Source organism: Campylobacter sp. RKI_CA19_01128 (genome assembly GCF_025771175.1).
Lineage (GTDB): Bacteria > Campylobacterota > Campylobacteria > Campylobacterales > Campylobacteraceae > Campylobacter_D.
Window position 1 is genome coordinate 99,469 of the sequence record NZ_JAKMPU010000003.1, and the last position, 26,809, is coordinate 126,277.

The 26,809-nt window shown below is 30.4% G+C and carries 22 protein-coding genes and 1 tRNA gene; 18 read left to right on the forward strand and 5 right to left on the reverse strand.

The window, feature by feature from the left end; translation table 11 throughout:
* The 6 genes from radA to L8U98_RS03430 all read left to right on the forward strand — a co-directional run bounded on the left by radA (position 1) and on the right by L8U98_RS03430 (position 7,187).
* Positions 1-1,341: a DNA repair protein RadA gene (gene radA, locus L8U98_RS03405; RefSeq protein ID WP_263682356.1), complete on the forward strand. Its 1,341-nt coding sequence runs from the start codon at positions 1-3 to the stop codon at positions 1,339-1,341.
* The gene (locus L8U98_RS03410; RefSeq protein WP_263724943.1) at positions 1,332-2,840 is read left to right on the forward strand and encodes a phytoene desaturase family protein; all 1,509 of its coding nucleotides are present in this window, start codon (positions 1,332-1,334) and stop codon (positions 2,838-2,840) included. Before radA ends, L8U98_RS03410 begins: the two co-directional genes overlap by 10 nt.
* A 62-nt stretch (positions 2,841-2,902) precedes the next feature.
* Positions 2,903-3,583: a F0F1 ATP synthase subunit A gene (locus L8U98_RS03415; protein ID WP_039668715.1), complete on the forward strand. Its 681-nt coding sequence runs from the start codon at positions 2,903-2,905 to the stop codon at positions 3,581-3,583.
* Between the two features lie 120 nt (positions 3,584-3,703).
* Entirely contained in the window at positions 3,704-5,122 is a 1,419-nt protein-coding gene (gene gatB, locus L8U98_RS03420) for an Asp-tRNA(Asn)/Glu-tRNA(Gln) amidotransferase subunit GatB (protein WP_263682354.1), read from the forward strand.
* Positions 5,123-5,124: 2 nt separating this feature from the next.
* Entirely contained in the window at positions 5,125-6,027 is a 903-nt protein-coding gene (locus tag L8U98_RS03425) for an NAD(P)H-dependent glycerol-3-phosphate dehydrogenase (RefSeq protein WP_263724944.1), read from the forward strand.
* The gene (locus L8U98_RS03430) at positions 6,024-7,187 is read left to right on the forward strand and encodes a metal-dependent hydrolase (RefSeq protein ID WP_263724945.1); all 1,164 of its coding nucleotides are present in this window, start codon (positions 6,024-6,026) and stop codon (positions 7,185-7,187) included. The genes L8U98_RS03425 and L8U98_RS03430 overlap by 4 nt, the downstream gene beginning before the upstream one ends.
* 11 nt (positions 7,188-7,198) lie before the next feature.
* Here L8U98_RS03430 and L8U98_RS03435 read toward each other — a convergent pair whose 3' ends face one another.
* The 4 genes from L8U98_RS03435 to L8U98_RS03450 all read right to left on the reverse strand — a co-directional run bounded on the left by L8U98_RS03435 (position 7,199) and on the right by L8U98_RS03450 (position 9,449).
* Positions 7,199-8,494 (reverse strand): methyl-accepting chemotaxis protein, encoded by a 1,296-nt coding sequence (locus tag L8U98_RS03435; protein WP_263724946.1) that lies wholly within the window; start codon positions 8,492-8,494, stop codon positions 7,199-7,201.
* A gap of 65 nt (positions 8,495-8,559) precedes the next feature.
* Positions 8,560-8,994 carry a hypothetical protein gene (locus L8U98_RS03440; RefSeq protein WP_263663465.1) on the reverse strand — a complete coding sequence of 145 codons (435 nt, stop codon included), beginning with the start codon at positions 8,992-8,994 and terminating at the stop codon, positions 8,560-8,562.
* An 18-nt stretch (positions 8,995-9,012) separates the two neighbouring features.
* A tRNA-Leu gene (locus L8U98_RS03445) sits at positions 9,013-9,098 on the reverse strand.
* A 27-nt stretch (positions 9,099-9,125) separates the two neighbouring features.
* Positions 9,126-9,449, reverse strand: coding sequence for a F0F1 ATP synthase subunit C (locus L8U98_RS03450; RefSeq protein ID WP_012661906.1), 324 nt, complete (start codon positions 9,447-9,449; stop codon positions 9,126-9,128).
* A gap of 196 nt (positions 9,450-9,645) precedes the next feature.
* Between L8U98_RS03450 and L8U98_RS03455 the strand changes: the two genes are divergently transcribed.
* The 5 genes from L8U98_RS03455 to pckA are packed head-to-tail and all read left to right on the forward strand — an operon-like array spanning position 9,646 to position 17,117.
* The gene (locus L8U98_RS03455) at positions 9,646-10,998 is read left to right on the forward strand and encodes a sodium-dependent transporter (RefSeq protein WP_263724947.1); all 1,353 of its coding nucleotides are present in this window, start codon (positions 9,646-9,648) and stop codon (positions 10,996-10,998) included.
* 9 nt (positions 10,999-11,007) lie between these two features.
* Positions 11,008-12,345 carry a sodium-dependent transporter gene (locus L8U98_RS03460; protein ID WP_263724948.1) on the forward strand — a complete coding sequence of 446 codons (1,338 nt, stop codon included), beginning with the start codon at positions 11,008-11,010 and terminating at the stop codon, positions 12,343-12,345.
* Between the two features lie 9 nt (positions 12,346-12,354).
* Positions 12,355-13,689 carry a sodium-dependent transporter gene (locus L8U98_RS03465; RefSeq protein WP_263724949.1) on the forward strand — a complete coding sequence of 445 codons (1,335 nt, stop codon included), beginning with the start codon at positions 12,355-12,357 and terminating at the stop codon, positions 13,687-13,689.
* 58 nt (positions 13,690-13,747) lie between these two features.
* Positions 13,748-15,532, forward strand: a complete 1,785-nt coding sequence (locus L8U98_RS03470) for a biotin/lipoyl-containing protein (RefSeq protein ID WP_263724950.1) — start codon at positions 13,748-13,750, stop codon at positions 15,530-15,532.
* A gap of 10 nt (positions 15,533-15,542) precedes the next feature.
* The gene (gene pckA, locus L8U98_RS03475; protein ID WP_263682346.1) at positions 15,543-17,117 is read left to right on the forward strand and encodes a phosphoenolpyruvate carboxykinase (ATP); all 1,575 of its coding nucleotides are present in this window, start codon (positions 15,543-15,545) and stop codon (positions 17,115-17,117) included.
* Positions 17,118-17,134: 17 nt separating this feature from the next.
* Here the strand turns inward: pckA and L8U98_RS03480 are convergent, their stop codons facing one another.
* Positions 17,135-17,500: a histidine triad nucleotide-binding protein gene (locus L8U98_RS03480; protein WP_220555324.1), complete on the reverse strand. Its 366-nt coding sequence runs from the start codon at positions 17,498-17,500 to the stop codon at positions 17,135-17,137.
* Positions 17,501-17,584: 84 nt separating this feature from the next.
* Between L8U98_RS03480 and pheS the strand changes: the two genes are divergently transcribed.
* Genes pheS through L8U98_RS03515 form a run of 7 tightly spaced genes read left to right on the forward strand, consistent with a single transcriptional unit; the run spans position 17,585 to position 26,799 of the window.
* Positions 17,585-18,577 (forward strand): phenylalanine--tRNA ligase subunit alpha, encoded by a 993-nt coding sequence (gene pheS, locus L8U98_RS03485; RefSeq protein WP_039668703.1) that lies wholly within the window; start codon positions 17,585-17,587, stop codon positions 18,575-18,577.
* On the forward strand, positions 18,574-20,904 hold the full coding sequence (gene pheT, locus L8U98_RS03490) for a phenylalanine--tRNA ligase subunit beta (RefSeq protein WP_263724951.1): 2,331 nt from the start codon (positions 18,574-18,576) through the stop codon (positions 20,902-20,904). Before pheS ends, pheT begins: the two co-directional genes overlap by 4 nt.
* Positions 20,901-22,187 carry a 3-phosphoshikimate 1-carboxyvinyltransferase gene (aroA, locus tag L8U98_RS03495; RefSeq protein WP_263724952.1) on the forward strand — a complete coding sequence of 429 codons (1,287 nt, stop codon included), beginning with the start codon at positions 20,901-20,903 and terminating at the stop codon, positions 22,185-22,187. Before pheT ends, aroA begins: the two co-directional genes overlap by 4 nt.
* Positions 22,177-23,013: a 4-hydroxy-3-methylbut-2-enyl diphosphate reductase gene (locus L8U98_RS03500; RefSeq protein WP_263724953.1), complete on the forward strand. Its 837-nt coding sequence runs from the start codon at positions 22,177-22,179 to the stop codon at positions 23,011-23,013. The genes aroA and L8U98_RS03500 overlap by 11 nt, the downstream gene beginning before the upstream one ends.
* A 55-nt stretch (positions 23,014-23,068) precedes the next feature.
* A complete protein-coding gene (locus L8U98_RS03505; RefSeq protein ID WP_039618939.1) occupies positions 23,069-24,736 on the forward strand; it encodes a 30S ribosomal protein S1 in 1,668 nt (555 codons plus the stop codon).
* A 6-nt stretch (positions 24,737-24,742) separates the two neighbouring features.
* On the forward strand, positions 24,743-25,222 hold the full coding sequence (locus tag L8U98_RS03510) for a hypothetical protein (protein ID WP_220555329.1): 480 nt from the start codon (positions 24,743-24,745) through the stop codon (positions 25,220-25,222).
* Positions 25,219-26,799, forward strand: a complete 1,581-nt coding sequence (locus tag L8U98_RS03515; protein WP_039618935.1) for an alpha-ketoglutarate reductase / D-3-phosphoglycerate dehydrogenase — start codon at positions 25,219-25,221, stop codon at positions 26,797-26,799. Before L8U98_RS03510 ends, L8U98_RS03515 begins: the two co-directional genes overlap by 4 nt.
* Positions 26,800-26,809 lie beyond the last annotated feature (10 nt).

A 26,809-nucleotide genomic window follows, 5' to 3' on the forward strand; every position in this document is an offset into this window, starting at 1 on the left:
ATGGCTAAAAAACATATTTTATTTGAATGTCAAGCTTGTGGAAATCAACAAAGTAAATGGCTAGGCAAATGTCCTGAATGTGGTTCTTGGGATAGTTTTATTGAGCTAAAGCAAGAACAAATTAAGGTTTTAAAAGAGTTAAATTCACTCTCAAACACTCCAAGTTCTGCAGTATGTATAAATGACGTTATAGCAGAAAATTTCACTCGCATTAGCACTGATGATAATGAGCTTGATTTGGTTTTAGGTGGCGGGCTTGTTGTGGGCTCTTTGGTGTTAATTGGGGGTTCACCTGGGGTTGGAAAATCCACACTTTTATTAAAAATTGCTTCCAATTTGGCAAAAAGTGGTAAAAAAGTACTTTATGTAAGTGGAGAGGAGAGTAAATCTCAAATCAAACTGCGCGCAGATCGTTTGAATGCAAATTGTGAGAATTTATTTTTACTTACTGAACTTTGCTTGGAAGATATTTTAAGCGAGCTTTCTAAAAAAGATTATGAAATTTTAATTATTGATTCTATTCAAACTTTATATTCTAATAAAATTACTTCAGCAGCAGGTAGTATCACTCAAGTTAGAGAAATTACTTTTGAGTTAATGCGCTATTCTAAAGCCAATAATATTAGCACTTTTATCATAGGTCATATTACTAAAGATGGAGCTATAGCTGGACCTAGAATTTTAGAACATATGGTAGATGTAGTGCTTTATTTTGAAGGTGATGCTAATAAAGAAATAAGGATTTTAAGAGGTTTTAAAAATCGTTTTGGAAATATTTCCGAAGTTGGTATTTTTGAAATGACTTCTAAGGGTTTAATTAGTGCTAAAGACATAGCTAATAGATTTTTTACGCGTGGTAAGGCGGTAAGTGGTAGCGCTTTGAGTGTAGTGATGGAAGGAAGCAGAGCTTTAGTACTAGAAATTCAAGCCTTAGTTTGTGAGAGTGCATACCCAAAACGCAGTGCAACAGGCTATGAAAAAAATCGTTTAGATATGCTCATAGCTTTACTTGAGAGAAAGCTTGAAATTCCTTTGGGACATTATGATGTGTTTATTAATGTAAGTGGTGGGGTAAAAATTAGTGAAACTGCGGCAGATTTAGCGGTGGTTGCAGCGATTATTTCAAGTTTTAAAAACCGCCCCTTGAGTAAAGATAGTGTTTTTGTGGGTGAGCTTAGCTTAAATGGTGAAATCAAAGAAGTATTTTCACTTGATGTGCGTTTAAAAGAAGCTAAAATGCAAAAATTTAAAAATGCCATAGTGCCGGTTAAACCTATGGAAGAACTTGGTTTAAAATGTTTTGTAGCTAAAGAATTACGTGAGGTTTTAGAATGGATGTAAAATTTGATGTAATCATTATAGGTTCAGGACTTGGAGGCTTAAGCGCGGGTGCTTTTTTAGCTAGAAATGGTAAAAAAGTTTTAGTTTTAGAACAGCATTCTTTAATCGGTGGTTGTGCTACTTGTTTTAAAAGAAAAGGTGCTTTGATTGATGCGGGGCTTCATGAAATGGACCTAGGTGAAGCAAAAACTGACATGAAGCATTTGGTTTTTGAAAAACTTGGTATAAAAAATAAAATTGAAATTTTACCTTTACCAAGTGCATGGAGTATTAAAAGTAAAAATTATAATCTAACTTTACCTCATGGCATAGAAAACGTAAAAGAGGTTTTGAAAAAAGAATTTCCACAAGAAAGTAAAGGTATTGATAAATATTTTAAAGCTATAAAAACGCAAGCTTATGCTATTAGAAGGTTTCCTTGGGATTTAAAATTAAGTGAATTATTGTTATTTCCATTTAGCACTTCTTGGATATTTATCAAAAATAGATTGTTTAATAAAAAAGTTTATGATGTTTTAAATGCTTATATTAAAAATGATAAGTTAAAAAAGATTTTAAATGCAAATATGAGTTATTATCATCATGATAGTAAGGAATTTATTTTTAGTTTTCATGGCATTGCTCAAAAGCATTATTATGATGGTGGGGTATATATTAAAGGTGGCTCACAAGCTTTAAGTGATGCTTTGGCTGAGGTTATAAAAGAAAATCAAGGACAGGTTTTAGCTAAGGCTGAAGTTGTTAAAATACTCACAAAAGATCAAAAAGCTTATGGAGTAGAATACATTCAAAATAATCAAAAATACACCATCTATGCGCAAAATATCATTGCAAATTGTGATCCTTTAATCGTATATAAAGACTTGCTTAAAGATTTAAATTTAACCCAAGAAATCAAAACAATAGAGTCTAAAAAGCGCGCTTGTTCTTTGGTAAGTGCTTATTTTATTTATGATAAAGATATTTCTAAAATTTATGAAAATATGGATTATTGCAATTTTATATTTGAAGATGATTTTTTAAATAGTTCATATGAAAATACTAATATTTTAAAATTAGATATCAAAAAAAGACCTATGGCTTTTGTGAATTATTCTAAAATTGATAGTGGTTTAGCTAGCGATAAATACATAGGTGTTGTAGCTTTTAGTTCAAATTATAGTGAATGGGATTTAAATAAACAAGATTATAAAGCTAAAAAAGAAGAGGTATTAAAAGCTATAGTGCAAAGACTAGATGAGATATTTCCAAATTTAAGTTCACACTTAATCCATCAAGAATTAGCTACGCCAAAAACTATACAAAGATATACTAAAGCTTATGAGGGTGCAATTTATGGATTTTCTCAAGATCAAGAAGGGGCTAAATATAGATTGTATTACAAAAGTAAAAGTATAGAAAATTTATATTTTGCTAATGCTTTTATATTTCCTGGAGGTGGTTTTACAGGTGCGATTTTAGGAGGATATTTTTGCGCTAATAAAATGAATTTTCATTAAAATATAAGCAAATTTTTTCTATAATATTAGCTTTGAAATATTTATTCTGCTAAGGATTTTTAATGAAAGATTTATTTTTATTTAGTTCTTTTATAGATTCTAGTCACACTTTTGCATACTTTTTTCATTTGGGTATAGTGGTTGTGATTTCTTTAATTTTAGCAAAACTTGCTACAAGATCCATGCAAATTGTCCCAAGAGGTAGTCAGAATTTAGCTGAGGCTTATATGGAAGGCATTTTAAGTATGGGTAGAGATACCATGGGTAGTGATGAAGCTGCTAGAAAATACTTGCCTTTAGTTGCAACTATAGGTTTTATGGTGTTTTTTAGTAATATCATAGGAATTATCCCAGGTTTTGAAGCTCCAAGTGCTAGTTTAAATTTTAGTGCTTCTTTGGCTATTATAGTATTTGTGTATTATCATTTTGAAGGCATTAGAACTCAAGGATTTTTTAAGTATTTTGCACATTTTATGGGACCTGTTAAAATTCTAGCACCTTTAATGTTTCCTATAGAAGTGGTTTCTCATTTTTCAAGAGTTATTTCTTTATCTTTCCGTTTGTTTGGTAATATCAAAGGAGATGATTTATTCTTAGCAGTTATTTTAGCTCTTGTGCCTTGGGTTGCACCACTACCTGCTTATATGCTTTTAACTTTTATGGCATTTTTACAATCTTTTATTTTTATGATTTTAACTTATGTTTATTTAGCAGGTGCGACTGTAGTTGATGAACATCATTAATTTTTAAAAAGCAAAAAATATTTTTTGCTTTTTTCTTTTTTAATCTTCTTCTATTCTTTTTTAAACTCTTTTTGAAATAAAAAACGCTAGAATAAACAAAAAATTTTAAGGAAAATTTTAATGTTTGAAGTTGTTATAGGACTTGAAGTTCATGCACAATTAAATACAAAAACAAAAATCTTTTGTTCATGTGCAACTTCTTTTGGAGAAAAATCAAATACTAATGTATGCCCAACATGTTTAGCTTTGCCAGGTGCTTTGCCTGTATTAAATCAAGAAGCAGTGAAAAAAGCTATAGCATTTGGAAAAGCAGTTAATGCAACTATAAATAAAAAAAGTATTTTTAATAGAAAAAATTATTTTTATCCTGATTTGCCAAAAGCTTATCAAATTTCGCAATTTGACATTCCTATAGTGGAAAATGGCGAGTTGTTTATCAATGTAAATGGAGAAAATAAACGCATAGGTATCACTAGAGCTCATTTAGAAGAAGATGCAGGGAAAAATATACATGAAAGTAATTTTTCAAAAGTAGATTTAAATAGAGCAGGTACACCTTTGCTTGAAATCGTTAGCGAGCCTGAACTTAGAAGTTCTGATGAAGCAGTGGCTTATTTGAAAAAGCTTCATTCTATTATAAGATTTTTAGATATTTCAGATGCAAATATGCAAGAAGGTAGTTTTAGATGTGATGCTAATGTTAGTATTCGTCCAAAGGGTGATGATAAGCTTTATACTAGAGTGGAGATTAAAAATTTAAATTCATTCCGTTTTATCCAAAAGGCGATTGAGTATGAAGTAAAACGCCAAAGTGAAGCTTGGGAAGATGGAAAATACGATCAAGAAGTTGTGCAAGAAACAAGATTATTTGATACGGTTAATTTGGTTACTAGAAGTATGAGAGGTAAGGAAGATTCTGCTGAATATAGATACTTTCCTGATCCTGATCTTTTACCTGTAATTTTAGATGATGAAATGCTAAATCAAGATATACCTGAACTTCCTGATGAGAAAAAAGCTAGATTTGTTAGTGAGTTAGGTATTAAAGAAAGCGATAGTGAAGTGATTGTTTCTTCATTAGAGCTTTGTAGATATTTTGAGTATTTAATTGATCAAAAATTAAATCCAAAACTTTGTGTTACTTGGCTTACAACTGAGTTAATGGGACTTTTAAAAGGTGAGTTAACTATAGAAAACTCACCTATAAAACAAGAAAAATTAGCTGTTTTAATCAAACGCATAGAAGAAGGTGTTATTAGTGCTAAAGCAGGTAAGGATATTTTAGCTTATGTGTTTGAAAATACAGAAGTTGAAATTGATAATGCTATTGAAAAACTTGGTTTAAAACAAGTAAGCGATGATGGTGCTATTGAAAAGATTGTTGATGAAATTTTAGCAAACAATGAAGATAAAGTAGCTGAATATAAAAGTGGTAAAGATAAACTTTTTGGTTTCTTTGTTGGTCAAGCAATGAAAGCAGGCAAGGGTGCGTTTAATCCTGCTAAGGTAAATGAAATTTTAAAAGCAAAACTTGGTTAAATATGAAAATAGCAGTTATTGGTGCAGGAAAATGGGGAAGTGCTTTATATGATGCATTGAGTGTTAAAAATGAATGCGTGATAACTTCTTTTCACGAAAAAGATCTTTCTTATTTTGTTAGCACCAAAGAAGCTTTAGGGTATGAATATTTGGTTTTTGCTTTATATGCTCAAGGAATACATGAATGGCTTGCAAATAATTTTAAAGATTTAAATCAAAAAATTCTTGTAGCTTCTAAGGGCATTGATTGCAAAAGTTTAAAATTTATGGATGAGGTATTTGGTGAGTTCATAAGTAGTGATAGACTTTGTTTTTTAAGCGGACCTTCTTTTGCAAGCGAAGTGCTAGAAAAAAAACCTTGTGCTTTGGTTATTAGTGGTAAAAATCAAGAACTCTGTAATCAATTTGCGAGTTTTTTTCCAAACTATATTAAAACCTATACAAGTTCTGATGTTAAAGGTGCTGAAATTTGTGGTGCTTATAAGAATGTTTTAGCAATTGCAAGCGGAGTTTGTGATGGCTTAAATTTAGGCAATAATGCAAGAGCTTCTTTAGTCTCAAGAGGTTTAGTAGAAATGCACCGTTTTGGGCAGTTTTTTAGTGCTAAAGAAGAAACATTTTTAGGACTTAGTGGGGCTGGAGATTTATTTTTAACAGCTTCAAGCAATCTATCAAGAAATTATAGAGTAGGTTTGAGTTTGGCTAGTGGCAAAAATATAAAAGATATTTTAATGGAGCTTGGAGAGGTAGCCGAAGGAGTGCAAACTGCTTATGCCATACATGCCTTATCAAAGCAATTTCAAATTTATACCCCGATTGTCAATGAAGTGGTTTTAATGCTAGAGGGTAAAAATGCTTGGGAATCTTTGAAAGATTTGATGTCATCAAAGGAGGAAATATCATGATTATTAAAAATGCAAAAATTTATGGTGAACAAGTACTTGATCTTAAAATAGAAGATGGAAAAATCACTCAAATTGCTAATGATTTAAAAGATGATGAGCATATTGTTGATATAAAAGGCAAAACTTTGCTTCCTTCGTTTATTGATTTAAATGTTAGTTTGCTTGATAATGAATTTAGTATAGATAAATTATATGATCTTGAAAAAGCATGCTTAAAAGGCGGGGTAGGGACTATTGTTTTAAAAGATAGTTTAGAAGCTAACACTCAAGGCTATGCACTTTATTTTGATAAATTAAAATCTTTAGATATTAATGTTTTACCTACTATTAATGTATTAGATAAAACAGAAAAATTAAAAAATATCGCCACCTTAATTGATATGGGTGCAAAAGGTTTGGAGCTTTCAAGTACTTTAGGCGCAAATTATTTAAGACAGTGCATGCAATATGCTAATATGAAATCAACTCCGGTGTTTTTAAAGTGTTTTGATGAGAGTTTTGATGATCATGGGGTGATGAATGATGGGCAAACAAGTTTTGAATTAGGACTTATAGGAATTAGCGATATAGCTGAGACTAGTGAAGTAGCAAAAATGAAAGAATTAGTGGAGTTTTATAAAAACAAAGCTTGTTTTAACTCTTTAGCAATTACAAGATCATTTGAATTACTACATGATCAATATAGTGAAATTTCAATCCATCATTTAATCAAAGATGAAAACGCTTGTGAAAATTTCAATACTCAAGCAAAAATTTTACCTCCACTAAGAGCAAAAAATGAATTAATAGGTCTTAAAAAATTACTTCAAGATAAAAAAATTACTTTCTTAAGCTCTTTGCATACTCCTAGCACTAAAAAAGATTTAGCTTTTGATGAAGCAGACTTTGGAATTAATGCCATAGCTATGTATATGAGTTTATGTTTTACATATTTAGTAAAAGAAGGTATTTTAACTTGGAAAGAATTATGTGATTTTACAAGCTATAATCAAGCGCAATTTTTAGGATTAAACAAAGGTAAAATAGAACTTGGTTTTGATGCTGATTTGGTTGTATTTGAAGAAAATCTTTCTTTTAAAGGGGAAGGTTTATATGCAAATGATACCTTGCAAGGTAAGGTAGAAAAAAGCTTTATAGCAGGAAAAGTTTTTAGCTTTTGAGCTAAAAACTCTTATTTATCCTGCATAGCTTGTGCTACTTTAGTTGAGCTATTTCTAATTTTTTCCATACATTCTCTAGCTTCTTTGGCTAAATCCACACTTTGATTTACACCACTTAAACCATCTTTAATACTTTGCACCACTTCAGCTGTTACATTTCTAATAGAATTAATCGTAGTGGTAATTTCATTTACTGAATGTCCAGTTCTTTCAGCTAGATTTCTAACTTCATCAGCAACCACGGCAAAACCACGTCCATGTTCTCCAGCACGCGCTGCTTCTATGGCAGCATTTAGCGCTAAAAGATTGGTTTGATCTGCTATATCACTAATAGTTTGAATGATATTTTTGATTTCTTCTGATTGTTCATTTAATGATGAAACTAAATTACTACTATTATTCATCATCTCGGCAATATTTTGAATATTTTGAACCGTATTTTCTATAACACTATCACCTTCTTGAGTTAAATTATCATTTTGTTCTGCTAGTTCGCTAATGAGCTTTAGTTTTTCCTCATCTCTTACAACTTGCTCGGTAATATCTGTTGCAAATTTAATAACTTTATAAATTTCTCCATCATCATTTTTGATAGGATTATAACTTGCTTCTAGGTGGATTAGTTTATTGTTTTTACCAAAGCGTATAAATTTTCCTGATTGGAATTTACCACTTCTTAATTCTTCCCAAAAAATTGTATATTCTTTTGAGTTTCTAAACTTTTCTTCGCAAAACATATTATGGTGTTTTCCTTTGATTTCATTTAGTGAATAACCCATAGTTTGAGTGAAGTTTTCATTAGCATTTAAAATCTCTCCATAAGGATTAAATTCAATAATAGCCATAGAACGATTAGCTGCATCTATGGTATTTTTTAAATCAAGCATTTCATAGTGCCTTTGAGTAATGTCATTGGCGAATTTAATAACCTTATATACTTTGTTATTTTGATCTAAAATAGGAAGATAATTAGCTTCAAGATAAATGTCTTTTCCACCTTTTGCGATGCGTCTAAAAAGACCATTTCTTGATTTACCACCTTTTAAATCTCTCCAAAAATCAACATAGCGTTGAGACTTTACTACTTCAGGTAAGCAAAACATACTATGGTGTTTTCCTTTAATTTCATCTAGAGAGTAATTCATAGTTTTTAGAAAATTTTCATTAGCGCTAATGATGGTCCCATCTGTTTGAAATTCTATCATCGCCATAGTTTTGCTAATAGCATTAAGTATATCTTGAAAAGCTTGATTAGATTGTTCTAATTGAATAATTTGCTCATTGATTTTTTTCTTATTGACAAACATGAATTTCCTTTATAAAAATAGCTTAAAATTATAAAGTGTTTTTTGAAATAAATAATTTGTTTGTGTTAGTTTTTTGTTAAATTAGAAAATTTTTCTTGCAAAGAAGTTCTGATTGAATCATTAATCTCATCACTATTCTTTAAGTATTGTTCATTAAGCTTTTCGAGCTCTTTTAAAAAGTCAAAAAGAGCTTCTTCCCACAAAGCATTGCTTTTTTTACTTAAATTCATAGTTTGAATATGGTTAAGCTTTCTGCTCATATCGCTTAAATTTTCCAAAAATTCATCTTTATTATTTTCATTTTGAAGTGTAAAAGTGTTTTGTAAAAGATTGTTTTTGATATTTCTTATTTCTTCGTTAATAAGATCGCAAAATTCAGGATAGATATCATTTTTAATGGGTTCAAGTAAGGCTTGCTCATCTAATTTTAGTGTATATTTTTTAATAGCAAAAAAAAGAATTAAAAAAGCTATTGCGCTAATTAAGAGATAAAAAACCATTTTTTAAAATTCCTTAAATGGTGCGGTTAGCGAGATTTGAACTCGCACACGCTGAGCGCACCACCCCCTCAAGATGGCGTGTCTACCAGTTCCACCATAACCGCATAAAGCCCTAAAAAGGGCTTTTATAATTAAGCTGCTACTAATGCTTGGAATGGATTAGCATAAAGAGCAATAAGAGCAATAACAAGTGCATAGATAACTTGAGCTTCAATCATCGCTAAAGCAATAAACATAGTAGTCATTAATTTACCACCAAGACCAGGGTTTCTAGCAGTACCTGCTATAGTTGCTGCCGCAGTATTACCCATACCAATAGCACCACCTAAAGCTGCAACACCAAGTCCTAAACCTGCTGCTAAGATAGAAAAAGAAGCTAACCACTGATTCATAGAACCTTCAGCCGCGAATGCAAAACCACTTAAAGCTAGCATTAAAAATACGATTTTTTTCATAGTATTCCCTCGATTAAAATTTAAATCCTTTCGGCTTGCGTATCCCTACTCGTGATTTATAAAAGCGAAATTATATATTAATATAGCTTTAAAATTATTGAAATTTAAATTAATAAGCATATTTTAAAATAAATTAAAGTTTTTTTTAGCTACATTAAATGTTTTTTATGTGTTTATAAAATTTAAGGTTATTTTTATGAATGATAAATTTTCTAAAATAGGCTTTGTATTAGCAGTGGCAGGTTCGGCTGTTGGGCTTGGAAATGCTTGGAAATTTCCAACTTTAGTAGGGCAAAATGGAGGCTCAGCCTTTGTACTTTTGTATTTATTTTTGACTTTGGGTGTAGGTTTTGTGATATTTTTAGCAGAACTTAGTATAGGAAAACTTAGTGAAAAAGATCCTGTAAATGCTTATTATACTTTAGCACCAAAACACAAAAGAGCTTGGTCTATAGTCGGCTTTTCTTTAATAGGCGCTATTTTGATTGTTTCTTTTTATAGTGTGATTATAGGATGGATTGTGAAGTATGCTTATTTTGGATTTTTTCCTTTACCAAAAAGCATAGAAGAAAGTGGCACTATTTTTGGAAATTTACTTTCTAATGATGTTTTATCTCAATTTATATGTTTTACTTTTGTATTTATAGTTATTTTTTATGTAGTATCAAAAGGTGTTAAAAGTGGTATAGAAAAACTCAATGTTTGGATGATGCCAAGTTTATTTATGCTACTTATTTTAATGCTTGGGTATTCTTTTAGTATGGATGGTTTTTCTAAGGCGAGTGAATTTTTGTTTTCTCCTGATTTTTCTAAGCTTGGTGTAGGGGCGTTTTTGAGTGCTTTAGGACTTGCTTGCTTTTCTTTATCTATTGGAGTGGGTTCGATTATAACTTATTCTGCAAGTTTGCCTGATAAAACAAATTTTATTACAAGTACTATTAATATTATTATTATTAATATTATCATTGGTATTATGATGGGACTTATTGTATTTACTTTCATATTTGAATTTAATGGCAATCCAGCTCAGCAAGGTCCAGGTTTGATTTTTGTATCTTTAATGAGTTTGTTTTCAAATATTGATCCAATTGGCTTTTTACCTTTGGGAAATATTTTAGCCATAGCCTTTTTTATAGCTTTATTTTTTGCAGGGATTACTTCAGCAGTTTCCATGATAGAACCTTTAACCTTTTATTTAATTAATTCTTATAATTTTACAAGAAAAAAAGCTTTGATTTTTATAGCTTTCATTGTGTATTTTTTGGGAAGTTTGTGTATTTTATCAGGAATTGAGTGGAGTAAAGATTCTTTGGAATTTTTTGGAAAAAGTTTTTTTGATATATTAGATTTTATAGCTTCAAATTTAATGATGCCTTTGGGCGGGTTATTTGGTGCAATCTTTGTAGGCTTTGTACTTAAAAAAGAAGCTTTGCAAACTTTATTTTATCCTTATATGAGGGGTAAATACTTTGAGTGCTGGTATTTTTTTGTAAGATATATTTCACCTTTGGCGGTGATTTTAATCATGATAAAACAATTATTTTTTTAAGGTTAAAAGATGAATGAAAAATTTTCTAAAATAGGTTTTGTATTAGCAGTGGCAGGTTCAGCCGTTGGGCTTGGAAATGCTTGGAAATTTCCAACTCTGGTAGGTAACAATGGCGGTTCAGCTTTTGTAGTGGTGTATTTACTTTTAACCTTGGGTGTGGCTTTTGTGATATTTTTAGCAGAACTTAGCATAGGAAAACTTAGCGAAAAAGATCCTGTAAATGCTTATCATACTTTAGCACCAAAAAATAAAAAGGCATGGTCACTAGCGGGATTTTTTATGCTTGGTGCTATTATTTTAGTGTCTTTTTATAGTGTTGTGATAGGTTGGATAGCAAAATATGCTTATTTTGGGTTTTTTGAACTACCTAAAGATACAAATGAAGCAGGCACTATTTTTGGAAATTTACTTTCTAATGATGTTTTATCTCAATTTATATGTTTTACTTTTGTATTTATAGTTATTTTTTATGTAGTATCAAAAGGTGTTAAAAGTGGTATAGAAAAACTCAATGTTTGGATGATGCCAAGTTTATTTATACTACTTATTTTAATGCTTGGGTATTCTTTTAGTATGGATGGTTTTTCTAAAGCGAGTGAGTTTTTGTTTGTACCTGATTTTTCAAAATTAAATGTTAATTCTATATTAGATGCACTAGGGCTTGCATTTTTTAGTATGTCTTTGGGTGTTTGTGTGATTTTAACTTACGCAGCAAGCTTGCCCGATAAAACAAATTTTATAAGTAGTGCTTTAAATATTATCATCATTAATACTATCATTGGTTTAATGATGGGGCTTATTGTATTTACTTTTATATTTGAATTTGGGGCTGATCCTACCCAACAAGGTCCAGGGCTTATATTTATATCATTAACAACACTTTTTGCAAAATTAGGATTTTTAGGAAATGTTTTAGCTATAGCCTTTTTTATAGCTTTATTTTTTGCAGGAATTACTTCAGCTATTTCCATGATAGAACCTTTTACTTTTTATCTTATAAATCGTTATCAAATTTCAAGAAAGAAAGCTTTGGTTTTTGTAGGTGTGATTGTTTATTTTCTTGGAAGTTTATCTATACTTTCTTTTTATCATGTAAGCGCACCAAGTTTAAATTTCTTTGGAAAAAGTTTTTTTGATATTTTAGACTTTTTCATACAAAATTTATTAATGCCAATTTCTGCTTTAATTACAGCGTTTTTTGTGGGTTTTGTGCTTAAAAAAGAAGCTTTGCAAATTTTATTTCATCCCTTTATGCGTGGGGTGTATTTTGAAATTTGGTATATCTTTTTAAGATATATTTCTCCATTAGCAGTGATTTTAATCATGGCCAGACAGCTTTTTTTCTAAGGCATTAAAATGAATGATAAATTTTCTAAAATAGGCTTTGTATTAGCTGTTGCAGGTGGTGCTATAGGGCTTGGAAATGCTTGGAAATTTCCAACCTTAGTAGGGCAAAATGGTGGTTTTGCTTTTGTGCTTTTGTATTTGCTTTTGACTATTAGCGTGGGATTTTGTGTATTTTTAGCTGAAATTGCTATGGGAAGATTAAGTCAAAGTGATCCTGTAAATGCTTATAAAAGTTTAGCAACCAAGTATGCTCAAAAATGGAAATTTGCGGGATTTTTTATGCTTGGTGGAATTTTTGTATTATCTTTTTATCTTGTTATTATGGGTTGGGTTTTAAAATACATGATAACTTCGATTTATTATTTGCCTAGTAATACCCAAGAGGCAGGAGCTTTGTTTGGAAATTTAATACAAAATAGTATTTTAGAAAGTAGTTTGTATTTTTTAATTGCTTTTTTTCTTACCTTGTTTGTTGTCTCAAGAGGGGTTAAAAGTGGTATAGAAAAACTGAATGTTTGGATCATGCCAAGTTTATTTATCATGCTTGTATTAATGCTAGTGTATTGCTTTTTTCAAGATGGTTTTAAAGAAGCTTTTGTTTATTTGTTTTATCCTGATTTTACTAAACTTAGTTTAAACTCAGTTTTAACAGCTTTAGGCCTTGCTTTTTTTACCTTATGTTTAGGTATAGGTTGTATTACTACTTACGCAGCTTCATTAAAAGATGATACAAATTTAATCACAAGTTCAGCCATAATTGTGCTTTTAAATATCAGCATAGGCTTAATGATGGGACTTATTGTATTTACTTTTATATTTAAATTTAATGCCAATCCCGCAGAAGGCGCTGGACTTGTATTTATATCTTTAACGACTTTATTTTCCAACTTAGGTGCTATCTTTGGGCATTTTTTAGCCTTTTATTTTTTCTTGGCCTTATTTTTTGCAGGGATTACTTCAGCAGTTTCTATGATAGAACCTTTTACTTTTTATCTTGTGAATGAATATAAAATTTCAAGAAAAAAGGCTTTGGTTTTTATAGGTTTTGTGGTTTTTCTTTTAGGGATGAGTTGTATTTTATCTTTTAGTGCTAGTTATGGGGCTAGTTTTAGTTTTTTTGGTTTTAGTTTTTTTGATATTTTGGATAAATTAACTTCTAATTTTATGCTCCCACTTGGAGCTATTGCTAGTGCTATTTTTGTAGGATTTTTTGTAGATAAAATGAAAATGTATAATTTGTTTTCTAAATTTATGAGTAAAAGTATTTTTGAAATATGGTATTTTTTACTCAGATTTGTTGCGCCTGTTGCGATTATTATCATTATGTTAAACCAAATTTTATAAATTTATTTTTTAAGAAAGTAAGGTTATAATTGCAAAGATGCAAAAATAAGGAAAAATTATGGCTAAAAAATTAATTGATGTGATGGATACCACATTTAGAGATGGTTTTCAATCTGTTTATGGTGCTAGAGTTTTGATGAATGACTTTTTTCCTGCCCTAGAAGCAGCTAAAGAAGCAGATATTAAGCATTTTGAATTTGGCGGTGGAGCTAGGTTTCAAAGCTTATTTTTTTATTTAAATGAAAATGCCTTTGAAATGATGGATAAATTTAGAGCCATCGTTGGAAAAGAAGCAAATTTACAAACCCTTGCAAGAGGGGTTAATACTGTAGCACTTGATACAGGTAGTAAAGAAATTATTGATTTACATGCAAAAATGTTTGCAAAACATGGTACAACTACCATAAGAAATTTTGATGCATTAAATGATGTAAATAATTTGAAATTTAGTGGAGAATGCATAGTTAAACATGGTTTAAAACATGAAATCACTATTACTTTAATGGATTTACCTCCAAAATGTAAAGGCGCGCATGATGTACCTTTTTATGAAAGAATTTTAAAAGAAATCCTACAAGCACAAATTCCTTTTGATAGTATTTGTTTTAAAGACGCAAGTGGAACTTCAAATCCAAATAAAATTTATGAAGTTATTAAAATGGCTAGAAAAAACTTGCCTGGAAATATGCATATAAGGTTACATACGCATGAAACTGCAGGGGTAAGCATAGCATGCTATTTAGCGGCTTTAGAAGCAGGTGTTGATGGTATAGATTTGGCTGCTGCTCCTGTTAGTGGTGGTACAAGCCAACCTGATATTTTAACCATGCTTCATGCTTTAAAGGGAAGCAATTTTGATCTTGGTTTGGATGAAGAAAAAATTTTAAAATATGAAGAAGTGTTAAAAGATTGTTTAAAAGATTATTTTCTACCACCTGAAGCAACAGCGGTAAATCCTTTAATACCTTTTTCGCCTATGCCAGGTGGAGCATTAACTGCTAATACACAAATGATGAGAGATAATAATATTTTAGATAAATTTCCTCAAGTTATAAAAGCCATGCAAGAAGTGGTAGAAAAAGGTGGTTATGGTACTTCGGTTACTCCTGTATCGCAATTTTATTTTCAACAAGCTTTTAATAATGTAATGTTTGGACCTTGGAAAAAAATAGCAGATGGGTATGGTAAGATGGTTTTAGGATATTTTGGAAAAACTCCCGTTGCTCCAGATCCTGAAGTAATTAAGCTTGCAAGCGAGCAATTAAAATTAGAACCAACTACAAAATTAGCTACAGATATCGCTGATGCAGATGAGAGTAAAAGTATAGCTTATATTAAAAACTTATTGGAAAAAGAAAATTTAGAAACAAGTGAAGAAAATATTTTTATCGTTGCAGCTTGTAAAGAAAAAGGTATAGCTTTCTTAAAAGGTGAAGCTAAGGTTAATGTTAGAAAAAATAGCAAATTAAAACCAAGTCTTATCAATGAAAATCAATTTACCGTTTCAGTTAATGGTAATAAATATCATGTGGAAGTAAGTGCAGGTTTTGATAGAGATGTTAATGTTAAAAGTGCTGTCAAAGTAAATTCAGACAAAACAGAAGTGAAAAAGACACAAGTAGATGATAGTGCTAATGCCATCGTTGCGAGTATGAATGCAAATGTATTTAAAATTTTAGTAAAAGAAAATGATAGTGTTAAAGCAGGTCAAGTTGTAGCTGTGCTTGAAGCTATGAAAATGGAGATTGAAGTTAGTGCAAGTAAAGATGGAGAAATTGCAGAACTTTTAGTAAATGCTGGTGAGAGTGTAAGTGAAGGCCAGGTTTTAATGACTTATAAATAAGGAGGCAAAAATGATAGGTTTAGAAAATTTAGGTTTAGAAAATATCGGGCAAGTTTTTCATAATCTTAGTTATGATGAGCTTTTAAAACATGAAAAAAATAACAATGAAGGTGTATGTACTAAAAATGGTACCTTTAGTGTGGATACGGGAATTTTTACCGGAAGAAGTCCTAAGGATAAATATTTTGTAAAACAAGATCCTTCACAAAAATATATTGCTTGGGGTAAGATTAACCAACCTATTAGCGAGGAATTATTTGAAAAACTTTTAGCAAAAGCTAAAAAGCAGCTTAGTAATAGTGATATTTATATCCAAGATGCATATTGTGGTGCTTCGTTAAAAAGTCGCAAAGCTGTGCGTTTTGTAACACAAATTGCTTGGCAAGCGCATTTTGTAAAAAATATGTTTATTCGTCCAAAAGAAGAAGAGCTTGGTGAGTTTAAACCTGATTTTGTGGTGTATAATGCTTGCAAATGTGTGAATGAAGACTATGAAAAAGATGGTTTAAATTCAGAAGTTTTTGTCATTTTTAACATAGAAAAAAATATAGCAGTAATTGGTGGGACTTGGTATGGCGGAGAGATGAAAAAAGGAATTTTTTCTATGATGAATTACTGGCTTCCGCTAGAAAATAAACTTCCTATGCATTGTAGTGCTAATGTTGGAGAAAAAGGTGATGTGGCGCTTTTCTTTGGACTTAGCGGTACAGGTAAAACTACTCTTTCAACCGATCCAAAAAGAAAATTAATAGGCGATGATGAGCATGGTTGGGATGATGAGGGTGTGTTTAATTTTGAAGGAGGTTGTTATGCAAAATGTATTAACCTTGACCCTCAAAGTGAGCCAGAAATTTATGGAGCTATAAAGCAAAATGCACTTTTAGAAAATGTAGTTTTAAAAGATGATTTAAGTGTTGATTTCAATGATGGTTCTAAAACTGAAAATACTAGAGTTTCTTATCCGATAGAACATATTTTAAATCACGAGCCAAGTCTTAGCGCAGGTCATCCTAGTAATATTATTTTCCTTTCAGCAGATGCTTTTGGTGTTTTACCTCCGGTTAGTAAACTTAGTAAAGAACAAGCAATGTATTATTTTCTAAGTGGTTATACTGCAAAAGTAGCAGGAACTGAAAGAGGTATTACTGAGCCTGTTGCGACTTTTTCAGCTTGTTTTGGAGAAGTGTTTTTGCCATTACACCCAACTGTTTATGCAAAACTTTTGGGCGAAAAAATCAGCAAGCATAATGTGAATGTTTATCTAGTAAATACCGGTTGGAGCGGTGGAGCTTATGGTGTAGGCAAAAGAATGAGTATTAAAGCTACTAGAGCTTGCATTAATGCGATTTTAGATGGTAGCATACAAAATTGTGAGTTTGAAAACTATGATTTATTTAATCTTGCAGTTCCAAAAGAATTAGCGGGTGTAGAAAGTAAGTTATTAAACCCTGTTAATACTTGGGAAGATAAAAAAGCTTATGAGGAAACCAAATTAAAGCTTGCAAAAATGTTTATAGAAAATTTTAAACGCTATGAAGATGTAAAAGAAGGAGCAGAATTTAAATTAGCTGGTCCTGCTATCTAAAAAGAGTTAAGCTCTTTTTAGAATAGTGATTCAGGATTGATTTGGGTTTCTTTATTTTTTGGAAGCTCAAATCCACCTAACATATGAAAATGTAAATGAAAGACTTCTTGTCCGCTATTTTTTCCACAATTTGTGATTAATCTGTACCCACTTTTATCAAGTCCTAAAAGAGTAGCTAATTCTTGGATAAATTGTGTCATTTCACTCATTAATTCAGGTCTTAATTCTTGAAAGTTTTCAAAATGTTCTTTTGGAATGATTAAAATATGAATAGGTGCTTTAGGATTAATATCATGAAAGGCTAAAAATTTTTCACTTTCTAAAACTTTATTAGCAGGGATTTTTCCTTCTATGATTAGTTCAAATACGGTTTTTTCTCTCATTTAATAGTCCTTTTTTTGTTATTTTTGCTAATTTTAAATAATTTTACATTAGAATGTTTAAAAAAAATTTAGTTGGAGCTAAAATTGCAAGATATGATAGAAAAAATTGCTTCTGCAAGTACTTTAGCAGAACTTGAAAATATAAAAGTAAGTGTTTTAGGAAAAAAAGGTATTTTGACTTTGGAATTTGCAAAGTTAAAAGATTTGCAAGGTGAAGAAAAAAAAGAATTTGCTAATGGTTTAAATAAAGCAAGAGATGAATTTAATGAAGCTTATCAAATAAAATTAAAAGAATTAGAAGAAAAAGCTTTAAATGAAAAAATGAAACAAGATGTGCAAGATTTTAGCTTTTTTGATGAAACTTCAAATGCAGGTGCTTTGCACCCAATCATGCAAACTATGGATAAAATCATAGAATATTTTACAGCTTTAAATTTCAGTATAGAAAAAGGGCCTTTGATTGAGGATGATTTTCATAATTTTGAAGCATTAAATTTACCACAAAATCATCCTGCAAGAGATATGCAAGATACTTTTTATTTTGAAGATAAAACCTTGCTTAGATCCCAAACTTCTCCAGTTCAAATTAGAACTATGCTATCTCAAAAACCACCTATTAGAATGATAGCACCAGGTGCAGTTTTTAGAAGAGACTTTGATATTACCCATACACCTATGTTCCATCAAGTGGAAGGACTTGTGGTAGAAGAGGGTGATAAGGTAAATTTTGCAAATTTAAAAGATATGCTAGAACATTTTTTAAAACATATGTTTGGTGATGTAAAAGTGCGTTTTAGACCTAGCTTTTTTCCTTTTACAGAGCCATCTGCTGAAGTAGATATTTCTTGTGTATTTTGTAAAGGTTGTGGATGTAGGGTTTGTAAGCAAACAGGATGGCTTGAAGTTTTAGGATGCGGTGTTGTTGATCCTAATGTTTATAAATTTGTTGGTTATAAAAATGTAAGTGGCTATGCTTTTGGTTTGGGTGTGGAGCGTTTTGCTATGCTTTTACATAAAATTCCTGATTTGCGTTCTATGTTTGAAGGTGATTTAAGATTATTGGAGCAATTTAGATGATTATTAGTAGAAATTGGTTAAATGAATGGATTGATTTAAGTGAAATATCAACGCAAACTATAGTAAATACTTTAAATTCTATAGGATTAGAAGTTGATAGTTTCAAAAGTGTCAAAGCTCCCCAAAAAGTTGTAATAGGTAAGGTTTTAGAAAAAGTTAAACATGAAAATTCAGATAAATTGAATATTTGCAGAGTAGATGTTGGGAATGAAATTTTACAAATTGTTTGTGGGGCAAAAAATGTTGATAAAGATCAATTTGTAGCCGTATCTTTAGTGGGTGCAGTGCTTCCAAATGGACTTGAGATAAAACCTGCCAAACTTAGAGGGGTTGAATCTATGGGTATGATTTGCTCTTCTAGTGAGCTTGGTTTTGGAAAAAGCAATGAAGGCATTATGGTTTTAGATGAAAGCATGGGAGAATTAGTTCTAGGAAAAGCTTTAAATGATTATGAACTTTTTAATGATGAATTAATTGAAATTGAACTTACTCCAAATCGCGGAGATTGTTTGAGCTTATATGGTGTTGCTAGAGATTTAAGCGCAGCACTTGATTTAAATTTAAAAGAATTAAATTCTTTAAAAGAAAGTGAAAATAGCGTAGGTATAGGAAGAATATTAAGTGTTAAAAATCAAAGCGATGTTGAAGGCTTTTTTGCTTATAAAGCATTAGAGATTAAAGAAGAATTTAAGCTAAATATTACGATACAAATTCGCCTTGCTTTGATTGAAGCATATAAAAATAATAATATAGAAAATCTTTTAACATATGCAACTCATGCGAGTGGAGTGATTTTTTGTGCTTATGATTTTCATAAACTTTGTCAAGATTGTCAAATCGATGAAAAGATTGTTTTAGAAATTAAAACTCAAGAACATGGAGAATATGGAGTTTATTATAAAGATGAGTTGATTGCCTTAGCGGGTATAGAGCAAGAAGATAAATTTAAAATCAATGATGAGAGCAAAATCATCATTATAGAAGCAAGTTATACTCGTCCTCAAACCATAGCAAATGCAATAGCCTTTTATAAAAAGAAAAATGACACTATATATCGTTCTTTAAGAGGTAGTGAACCTAAGCTTTCTTTGGGAATGGAGTATTTATTTAATGAGTGCTTGAAAATTAGCGCGATGAGTGTTTTTTCTGGAAGTCAACAAGTTTTTAAAGAAAATGAAGCAAATATTATTGGTATTTTTGGTGCAGAGATTGATAAAATCATTGGTATGCCTATAGATAAAAATAATTTAGTAAAAATTCTTAAAAAACTAGGCTTTGAAATAAGTGTAGTAAATGATGAACAATTTAATATCAAAATCCCACTTCATCGCAGTGATATAGCAAATATAGCTGATATTAGTGAAGAGATAGTAAGAATTGTTGGCATTGATAATATCCCATCAAAAGCTTTAGAATTTAAAGAAAAAAATCGTCTAAATCAAGTATATTTTGATTATCAAGAGCTTAAAAATTTAAGATTAAAAGCAAGCAACAATGGATATTTTGAAAGTGTGCATTATGTTTTAGATAATGAAGAAGAATTAAGTCAATTAGGATTTAAATGCATTAAAAATAAGCTTATTAATCCTATCACCAATGAACTTAATACTTTAAGAAGCACTTTGATAAATCACCTTTTAAATGCAGCAAGCTTTAATCTAAGAAATTCAAAAAAGAAAATCAAACTTTTTGAATGTGGTAGTGTTTTTGATGAGTTTTCAAATGAGCATGCTAAATTTGCGATGATCTTTAGTGGCTACAAAGAAGAAGCTAAAATCACAAATAAGGCCAAGCCTATTTTGGTAGATTTTTATACTTTTTTAGCAGAATTAAAGAGCATTATAGGTGAGTTTAGTTTGCAAAAATCAGAATATGCATTTTTAAGTCCATATGAGCAAGCAAATGTATATAAAAATGGCAAGCGTATAGGTTTTGTAGGTAGAGTGCATTTAAGTATAGAAAATAAAAGAGATCTGGTTAAAACTTATATTTGTGAGCTTGATTTAGAAGGCTTAAAACAAGACTTTAAAACCGCTAAAGCTTATTCTAAATTTCCATCTATGAGCAGGGACTTAAGTATAGTTATACCTAAGGGTTTTGAATATGAAAAAATCAAACACACTATTGCTAAATTAGATATTGAAAGATTAGAAAGTTTTAGAGTAGTAGATTTATATACAGATGAGAATTTAGGCGATTTTTATAGCTTGACTATTAATTTAGTATTTAGAGATTTTGAAAAAACCTTAGAAGATAATATTATTCTTGGATATATTGATAAAATCATCAAAGCTTTAGATGATGAACATGGTTTAAAACTTCGATGAAAATCAGTCCTATTGATTCTTTTACAGCAGAGCTTGAATATATAGCTTCTGATAAGTCTATATCTCATCGCTTTGCTATCTTTTCTTTGCTTACCCAAGGAACTTGTAAGATTAAAAATTATTTAAAAGCCCAAGATACTTTACATACTTTAGCAATCATTCAAGCTTTGGGAGCTGAGGTTGAAGAAAATGATGAATTAATTTGTATTAAAGCTCCAAAATATATAAAATCTCCAAATTGCGTTTTAGATTGTGGCAATTCAGGTACAGCTATAAGACTTTTAATAGGTCTTTTAAGCGCTATTGAAGATGAATTTTTTGTACTTAGCGGGGATTGTTATTTAAATGCTAGGCCGATGAGACGTGTAAGTGAGCCTTTGATGAGTTTAGGAGCTAAAATTTATGGAAGAGCTAATGCAAATTTAGCGCCTATTTGTATACAAGGGGCTAAGTTAGATGGTTTTGATTTTAGTAGTAATATTGCTTCAGCTCAGGTAAAATCAGCTTTAATCTTAGCAGCTTTATTTGCCAAAAAAGAAAGTTATTTTAAAGAAGTTGAGCTTTCAAGAGATCATAGTGAGATTATACTTAATAAAATGGGGGCTTGCATTGAGTATTTAAATGAGGATAAAACTTTTATCAAAATCAATCCTTTAAAAGAAAAATTAAAAGCATTTGAAGTATGTGTACCAAATGATCCATCATCAGCCTTTTACTTTGCCTTAGCTGCTTGTATTTTACCTCATTCAAAAGTAGTTTTAAAAAATGTTTTGTTAAATAAAACACGTATTGAAGCCTTTAAAATTTTAGAAAAAATGGGTGCAAAGATCACCTATAATATTACCAATGAAGATTTTGAAAGTATTGGAGAAATTTGTGTTGAAAGTACGCCTTTAAAGGCGGTAAATGTGAGTGAAAATATCGCATGGTTGATTGATGAAATTCCAGCTTTGGCTATAGCTTTTGCTTGTGCAAAAGGAAAAAGCATTATAAAAAATGCTAAAGAATTGCGCGTAAAAGAAAGTGATAGAATCAAATCAATTGTATTAAATTTGCAAAAATGTGGCATAAAAGTAAAAGAATTAGAAGATGGTTTTGAAGTAGAAGGTGGCGAAGTTAAAAGTGCTAAAATAGAAAGCTTTGGAGATCATAGAATTGCGATGAGTTTTTTAATTTTAGGTTTAAGATGTGGAATGGAAGTAGATGATAGTGAATGCATTAAAACTTCTTTCCCAAATTTTATTGAGATTTTAAAGCAAATAGGAGCTAAAATTGGAGATTGAACTAGCAAAAAGCTATGGATTTTGTTTTGGGGTAAAAAGAGCTATTAAAAAGGCTGAACAGATTAAAGATGCAGCTACCATAGGCCCTTTAATCCATAATAATGAAGAAATCACAAGACTTTGGAAAAATTATAATGTTAAAACATTAAATGATATCAATGAATTAAGCACAGAAAAAAAAGCTATCATTAGAACTCATGGTATTACAAAGCAAGATTTGGAAAAATTAAAGCAAAAAGATATAGAAATTTTTGATGCAACTTGTCCTTTTGTAACTAAACCTCAAAAAATTTGTGAGCAAATGAGCAATGAAGGCTATGAAGTTGTGATTTTTGGAGATGAAAATCATCCTGAAGTAAAAGGAGTTAGAAGTTATGTAAGCACTAAAGCCTATGTGGTTCTTGATGAAAAAGAATTATTTGATATTAAATTGCCTTCTAAAATTGCAGTGGTATCACAAACTACAAAAAAGATAGAAAAATTTATGGAAATTGTAAATTATTTAATGCTTAGGGTTAAGGAAGTGCGCGTTTTTAATACCATATGTGATGCGACTTTTAAAAACCAAGAAGCAATCAATGAGCTTGCAAAAAAAAGTGATGTAATGATAATAGTTGGAGGGAAAAATTCAGCTAATACTAAGCAACTTTTTTTAATAGCAAAAAATTACTGCGAAGATAGCTACTTAATCGAAAATGAAAAAGAAATTCAAAAAAAATGGTTTAGCGGTAAAGAAAAATGCGGTATTAGCGCAGGTGCTTCTACACCCGATTGGGTGATTGATTTGGTTTTGGAAAAAATCAAAGAATACACCAAAATTAACTAAGTTTAAAGAAAACAATACTATAATCAAGAATTAAAATTTAAAACAAAGGACCACGATGAGCGAGGTGAACAAAAAAGTTCAAAACAGACTAGAGGATATTATTATAGAAGAAGATTTTGAGCAAATGCTCGAGGAATCTTTCAAGTCTGATGAGGAGGCAACTACACAGGGTATAATTGTCGCGATTAAAGGCGATGAAGTATTTGTAAATGTAGGGCAAAAATCAGAAGGTATTTTGGCAATAGAAGAAATTCAAAACGACAAAGGCGAATTTATCTTCAAAGAAGGCGATACATTAGAAGTTGCTATAGTGGGTTCTCGCGGTGGCAGATCTTTACTTTCTCATAAAAAAGCTTTAAGAAAGCAAAAAGTTAAAGAATTTATTGATAATTATAAAGATGATGAAAGTATGTTTGATGTAAAAATCATTGGTAAAAATAGAGGCGGTTTTGTAGCTGTGGATGAAAATGGAGTAGAATTTTTCTTACCAAAATCACAAAGTAGTTTTAAAGATTCAAATAACATCATCAATAAAACTTTCAAAGTTAAAATCATCAAAATAGATAAAGAAGCTCAAAGTATAGTAGTTTCTAGAAAAAAAATAGTAGATGAAGAAAGAAAAAAACGCAAAGAGATTATCTCAAATGTGTTAAATCAAGAAGAAATCATAGAAGGTATTGTTAAAAAAATCACTACCTATGGTATGTTTGTTGATGTAGGCGGTGTTGATGGTTTGGTTCACTATAGTGAAATTTCTTATAAAGGACCGGTAAATCCTAGTTCATTATATAATGAGGGTGATAAGGTTCCTGTAAAAGTGATTAAATATGATAAAGATAAAAAACATCTTTCTTTATCTATCAAACTTGCTATGCCTGATCCTTGGGATGAAATTAAAGATGGTTTAGAGGTTGGTGACACTATTAAGGTTACGGTTTCAAATATAGAGCCATATGGTGCTTTTGTTGATTTGGGAAATGATATAGAAGGATTTTTACATATAAGTGAAATTTCTTGGGATAAAAATGCTAAAAATCCAAAAGATTATATTAGTGAAGGCCAAGAGCTTGATGTGGAAGTAATTGAGATTAATGCTAAAGAAAGAAGACTTAGAGTTTCTTTAAAAAATTTATTAGCAAAACCTTTTGATGAGTTTTTAAAATCACATAAAGTAGGTGATGTGGTAAAAGGTAGTGTTACTTCTGTGACTAATTTTGGTGCCTTTGTAAAAATTGCAAACTTAGAAGGTTTATTGCATAATGAAGACGCTTCATGGAATAGAAACGATAAATGCAAAGATATGTATAAAGTTGGTGATGTTATAGAAGTTAAAATCATCAAGCTTGACAAAGAAAATCAAAAAATTTCTTTAAGCACTAAAGAATTGCAAAAAAGTCCTGTGCAGGTTTATGCACAAAAACACCAAGTAAATGATATTATCTCAGGAAAAATTAGAGATATTAAGGATTTTGGAGTTTTTGTTGAGCTTGAAGAGGGCGTTGATGCACTAATTCACAAAGAAGATTTGGGTAATATTGATTTTTCAAGTTTAAAAGTAGGCGATACAATAGAAGCTTTAATTGTTTTCATTGATGAAAAGAAAAATAGAATTCGTTTAAGCGTAAAAAGTCTTGCAAGAATGAAAGAAAGAGAAGCGTTAAATGAAATCAATGATAATGATAAAGTAACTTTAGGTGATATTATCAAAGATCAACTTTCATAATAACAAATGAAAAAATATACCCTTTATGGTATTTTAGGCTTTTTAAGCCTAGTTTTGATTGTTGCTTTTGTTTTTATGGTGAGATATGTAAGTGTTGGAAATTTACCTATCTCACAAAATGTTAAATATTCTTTTGATGAGATAAAAAAAGAATTACCACAAACTTGGCAAGATAAACTTTCAAATCTTAAAGTTAATGATTTTTCTCCAGCAGCGAATGAATTTTATATGAGTTTTAATATGGATGATTCTGTAGTAAAACCAAAACAAAAATTCTATATGCTCGATGTAAATAAAAACGATGTTTATTCTATGTTTTGTTTAAAGCAAACTTTGCATTCTTTTTTTATCAAATACACTTTAACACAAAGCAAAGATGAAGTGGCAATTTATTTAGATACAAATAATGAAAAAGTTTTAAACGCACTGATCGACAAATTAAAAATTTACAACATAAATGCAAAATTAAAGGAGGTTTGGTTATGAAAAAAATTATTGTATGTGATGCAATATTAGACAAGGGTGTGGAGCTTTTAAGAAAAGCTGATGATGTAGAACTTATTGAAGCAGCGCATTTACCTAAAGATGAGCTTTTAACAAAATTAAGTGATGTGGATGTAGCTATTACTAGAAGTTCAACAGATGTGGATTTGAAATTTATCAATGCATGTTCTAATTTAAAAGCCTTAGTTAGAGCAGGCGTTGGAGTTGATAATGTTGATATAGATGAATGCTCTAAAAAAGGCATTATAGTTATGAATGTGCCAACGGCTAATACCATAGCAGCAGTTGAACTTACTATGAATCACCTATTATGCTCTGCAAGATCTTTTGTAAATGCTCATAATTTTTTAAAAATACAAAGAAGATGGGAAAGAGAAAAATGGTATGGTGTTGAACTTATGAACAAAACTTTAGGGGTTATAGGTTTTGGTAATATAGGTTCAAGAGTAGCTGTACGCGCAAAAGCTTTTGGTATGAAAGTTATAGCTTATGATCCTTATGTGGTAGCTTCTAAAATGACTGATTTGGGTATTGAGTGCGTGAATTCTTTAGATACAATTTTAACTCAAAGTGATTTTATTACTATACATACACCAAAAACAAAAGAAACAACAGATATGATTTCTTTTGAAGAAATTTCTAAAATGAAAGATGGCGTAAGATTGATAAATTGTGCTAGAGGTGGTCTTTATAATGAAGATGCTTTGTGTGAGGGATTAAAAAGTGGTAAAATAGCTTGGCTTGGTATCGATGTGTTTAACAAAGAACCTGCAACTAATCATCCATTTTTAGATTTCGAAAATGTTTCTGTTACTTCTCATCTTGGTGCAAATACTTTAGAAAGTCAAGAAAATATAGCTATCCAAGCATGCGAGCAAGCTTTAAATGCTGCAAGAGGAATTTCTTATCCTAATGCTTTAAATTTACCAATTAAAACTGAAGATTTGCCAAGTTTTGTAGCACCTTATATTGAGCTTATTTCTAAAATGGGCTTTTTGGCTGCTCAGCTTGATAAAACTCCTATTAAAGCTATTAAACTTGAAAGTGAAGGACAAATTAGTGAGTATAATGAGTCTTTGCTAACTTTTGCAACAGTGAGTGTTTTAAGAGGAATTTTAGGTGAAAATATTAATTATATCAACGCACATTTTGTAGCTAAAGACAAGGGTGTGGAACTTTCATCTTGTATTTTACCAAGTAGTGGTTATAGTAACAAAATCACCATAAAGGTAATTACAGATAATTCTAACCTTTCTATCTCAGGGACTATTTTTGGTGAAAATGAACAAAGGATAGTAGAGTTAAATGGTTTTGATGTAGATTTTAAACCAAAAGGGAAAATGATAATTTTAAATAACAATGATATACCAGGAGTTATTGCTAATGTTAGCGGAATTTTAGCTAAAAATAATGTTAATATAGCTGATTTTAGACTTGGTAGAAATGGTTTTGGAAAAGCTTTAGCTGTGATTTTACTTGATGCAAAAATTTCAAAAGCTTTGCTTGAAGAATTAAGAGCTGTTGATGCTTGTATTTTTGCAGAATATGCAGAAATTTAAGGCTTTTTAT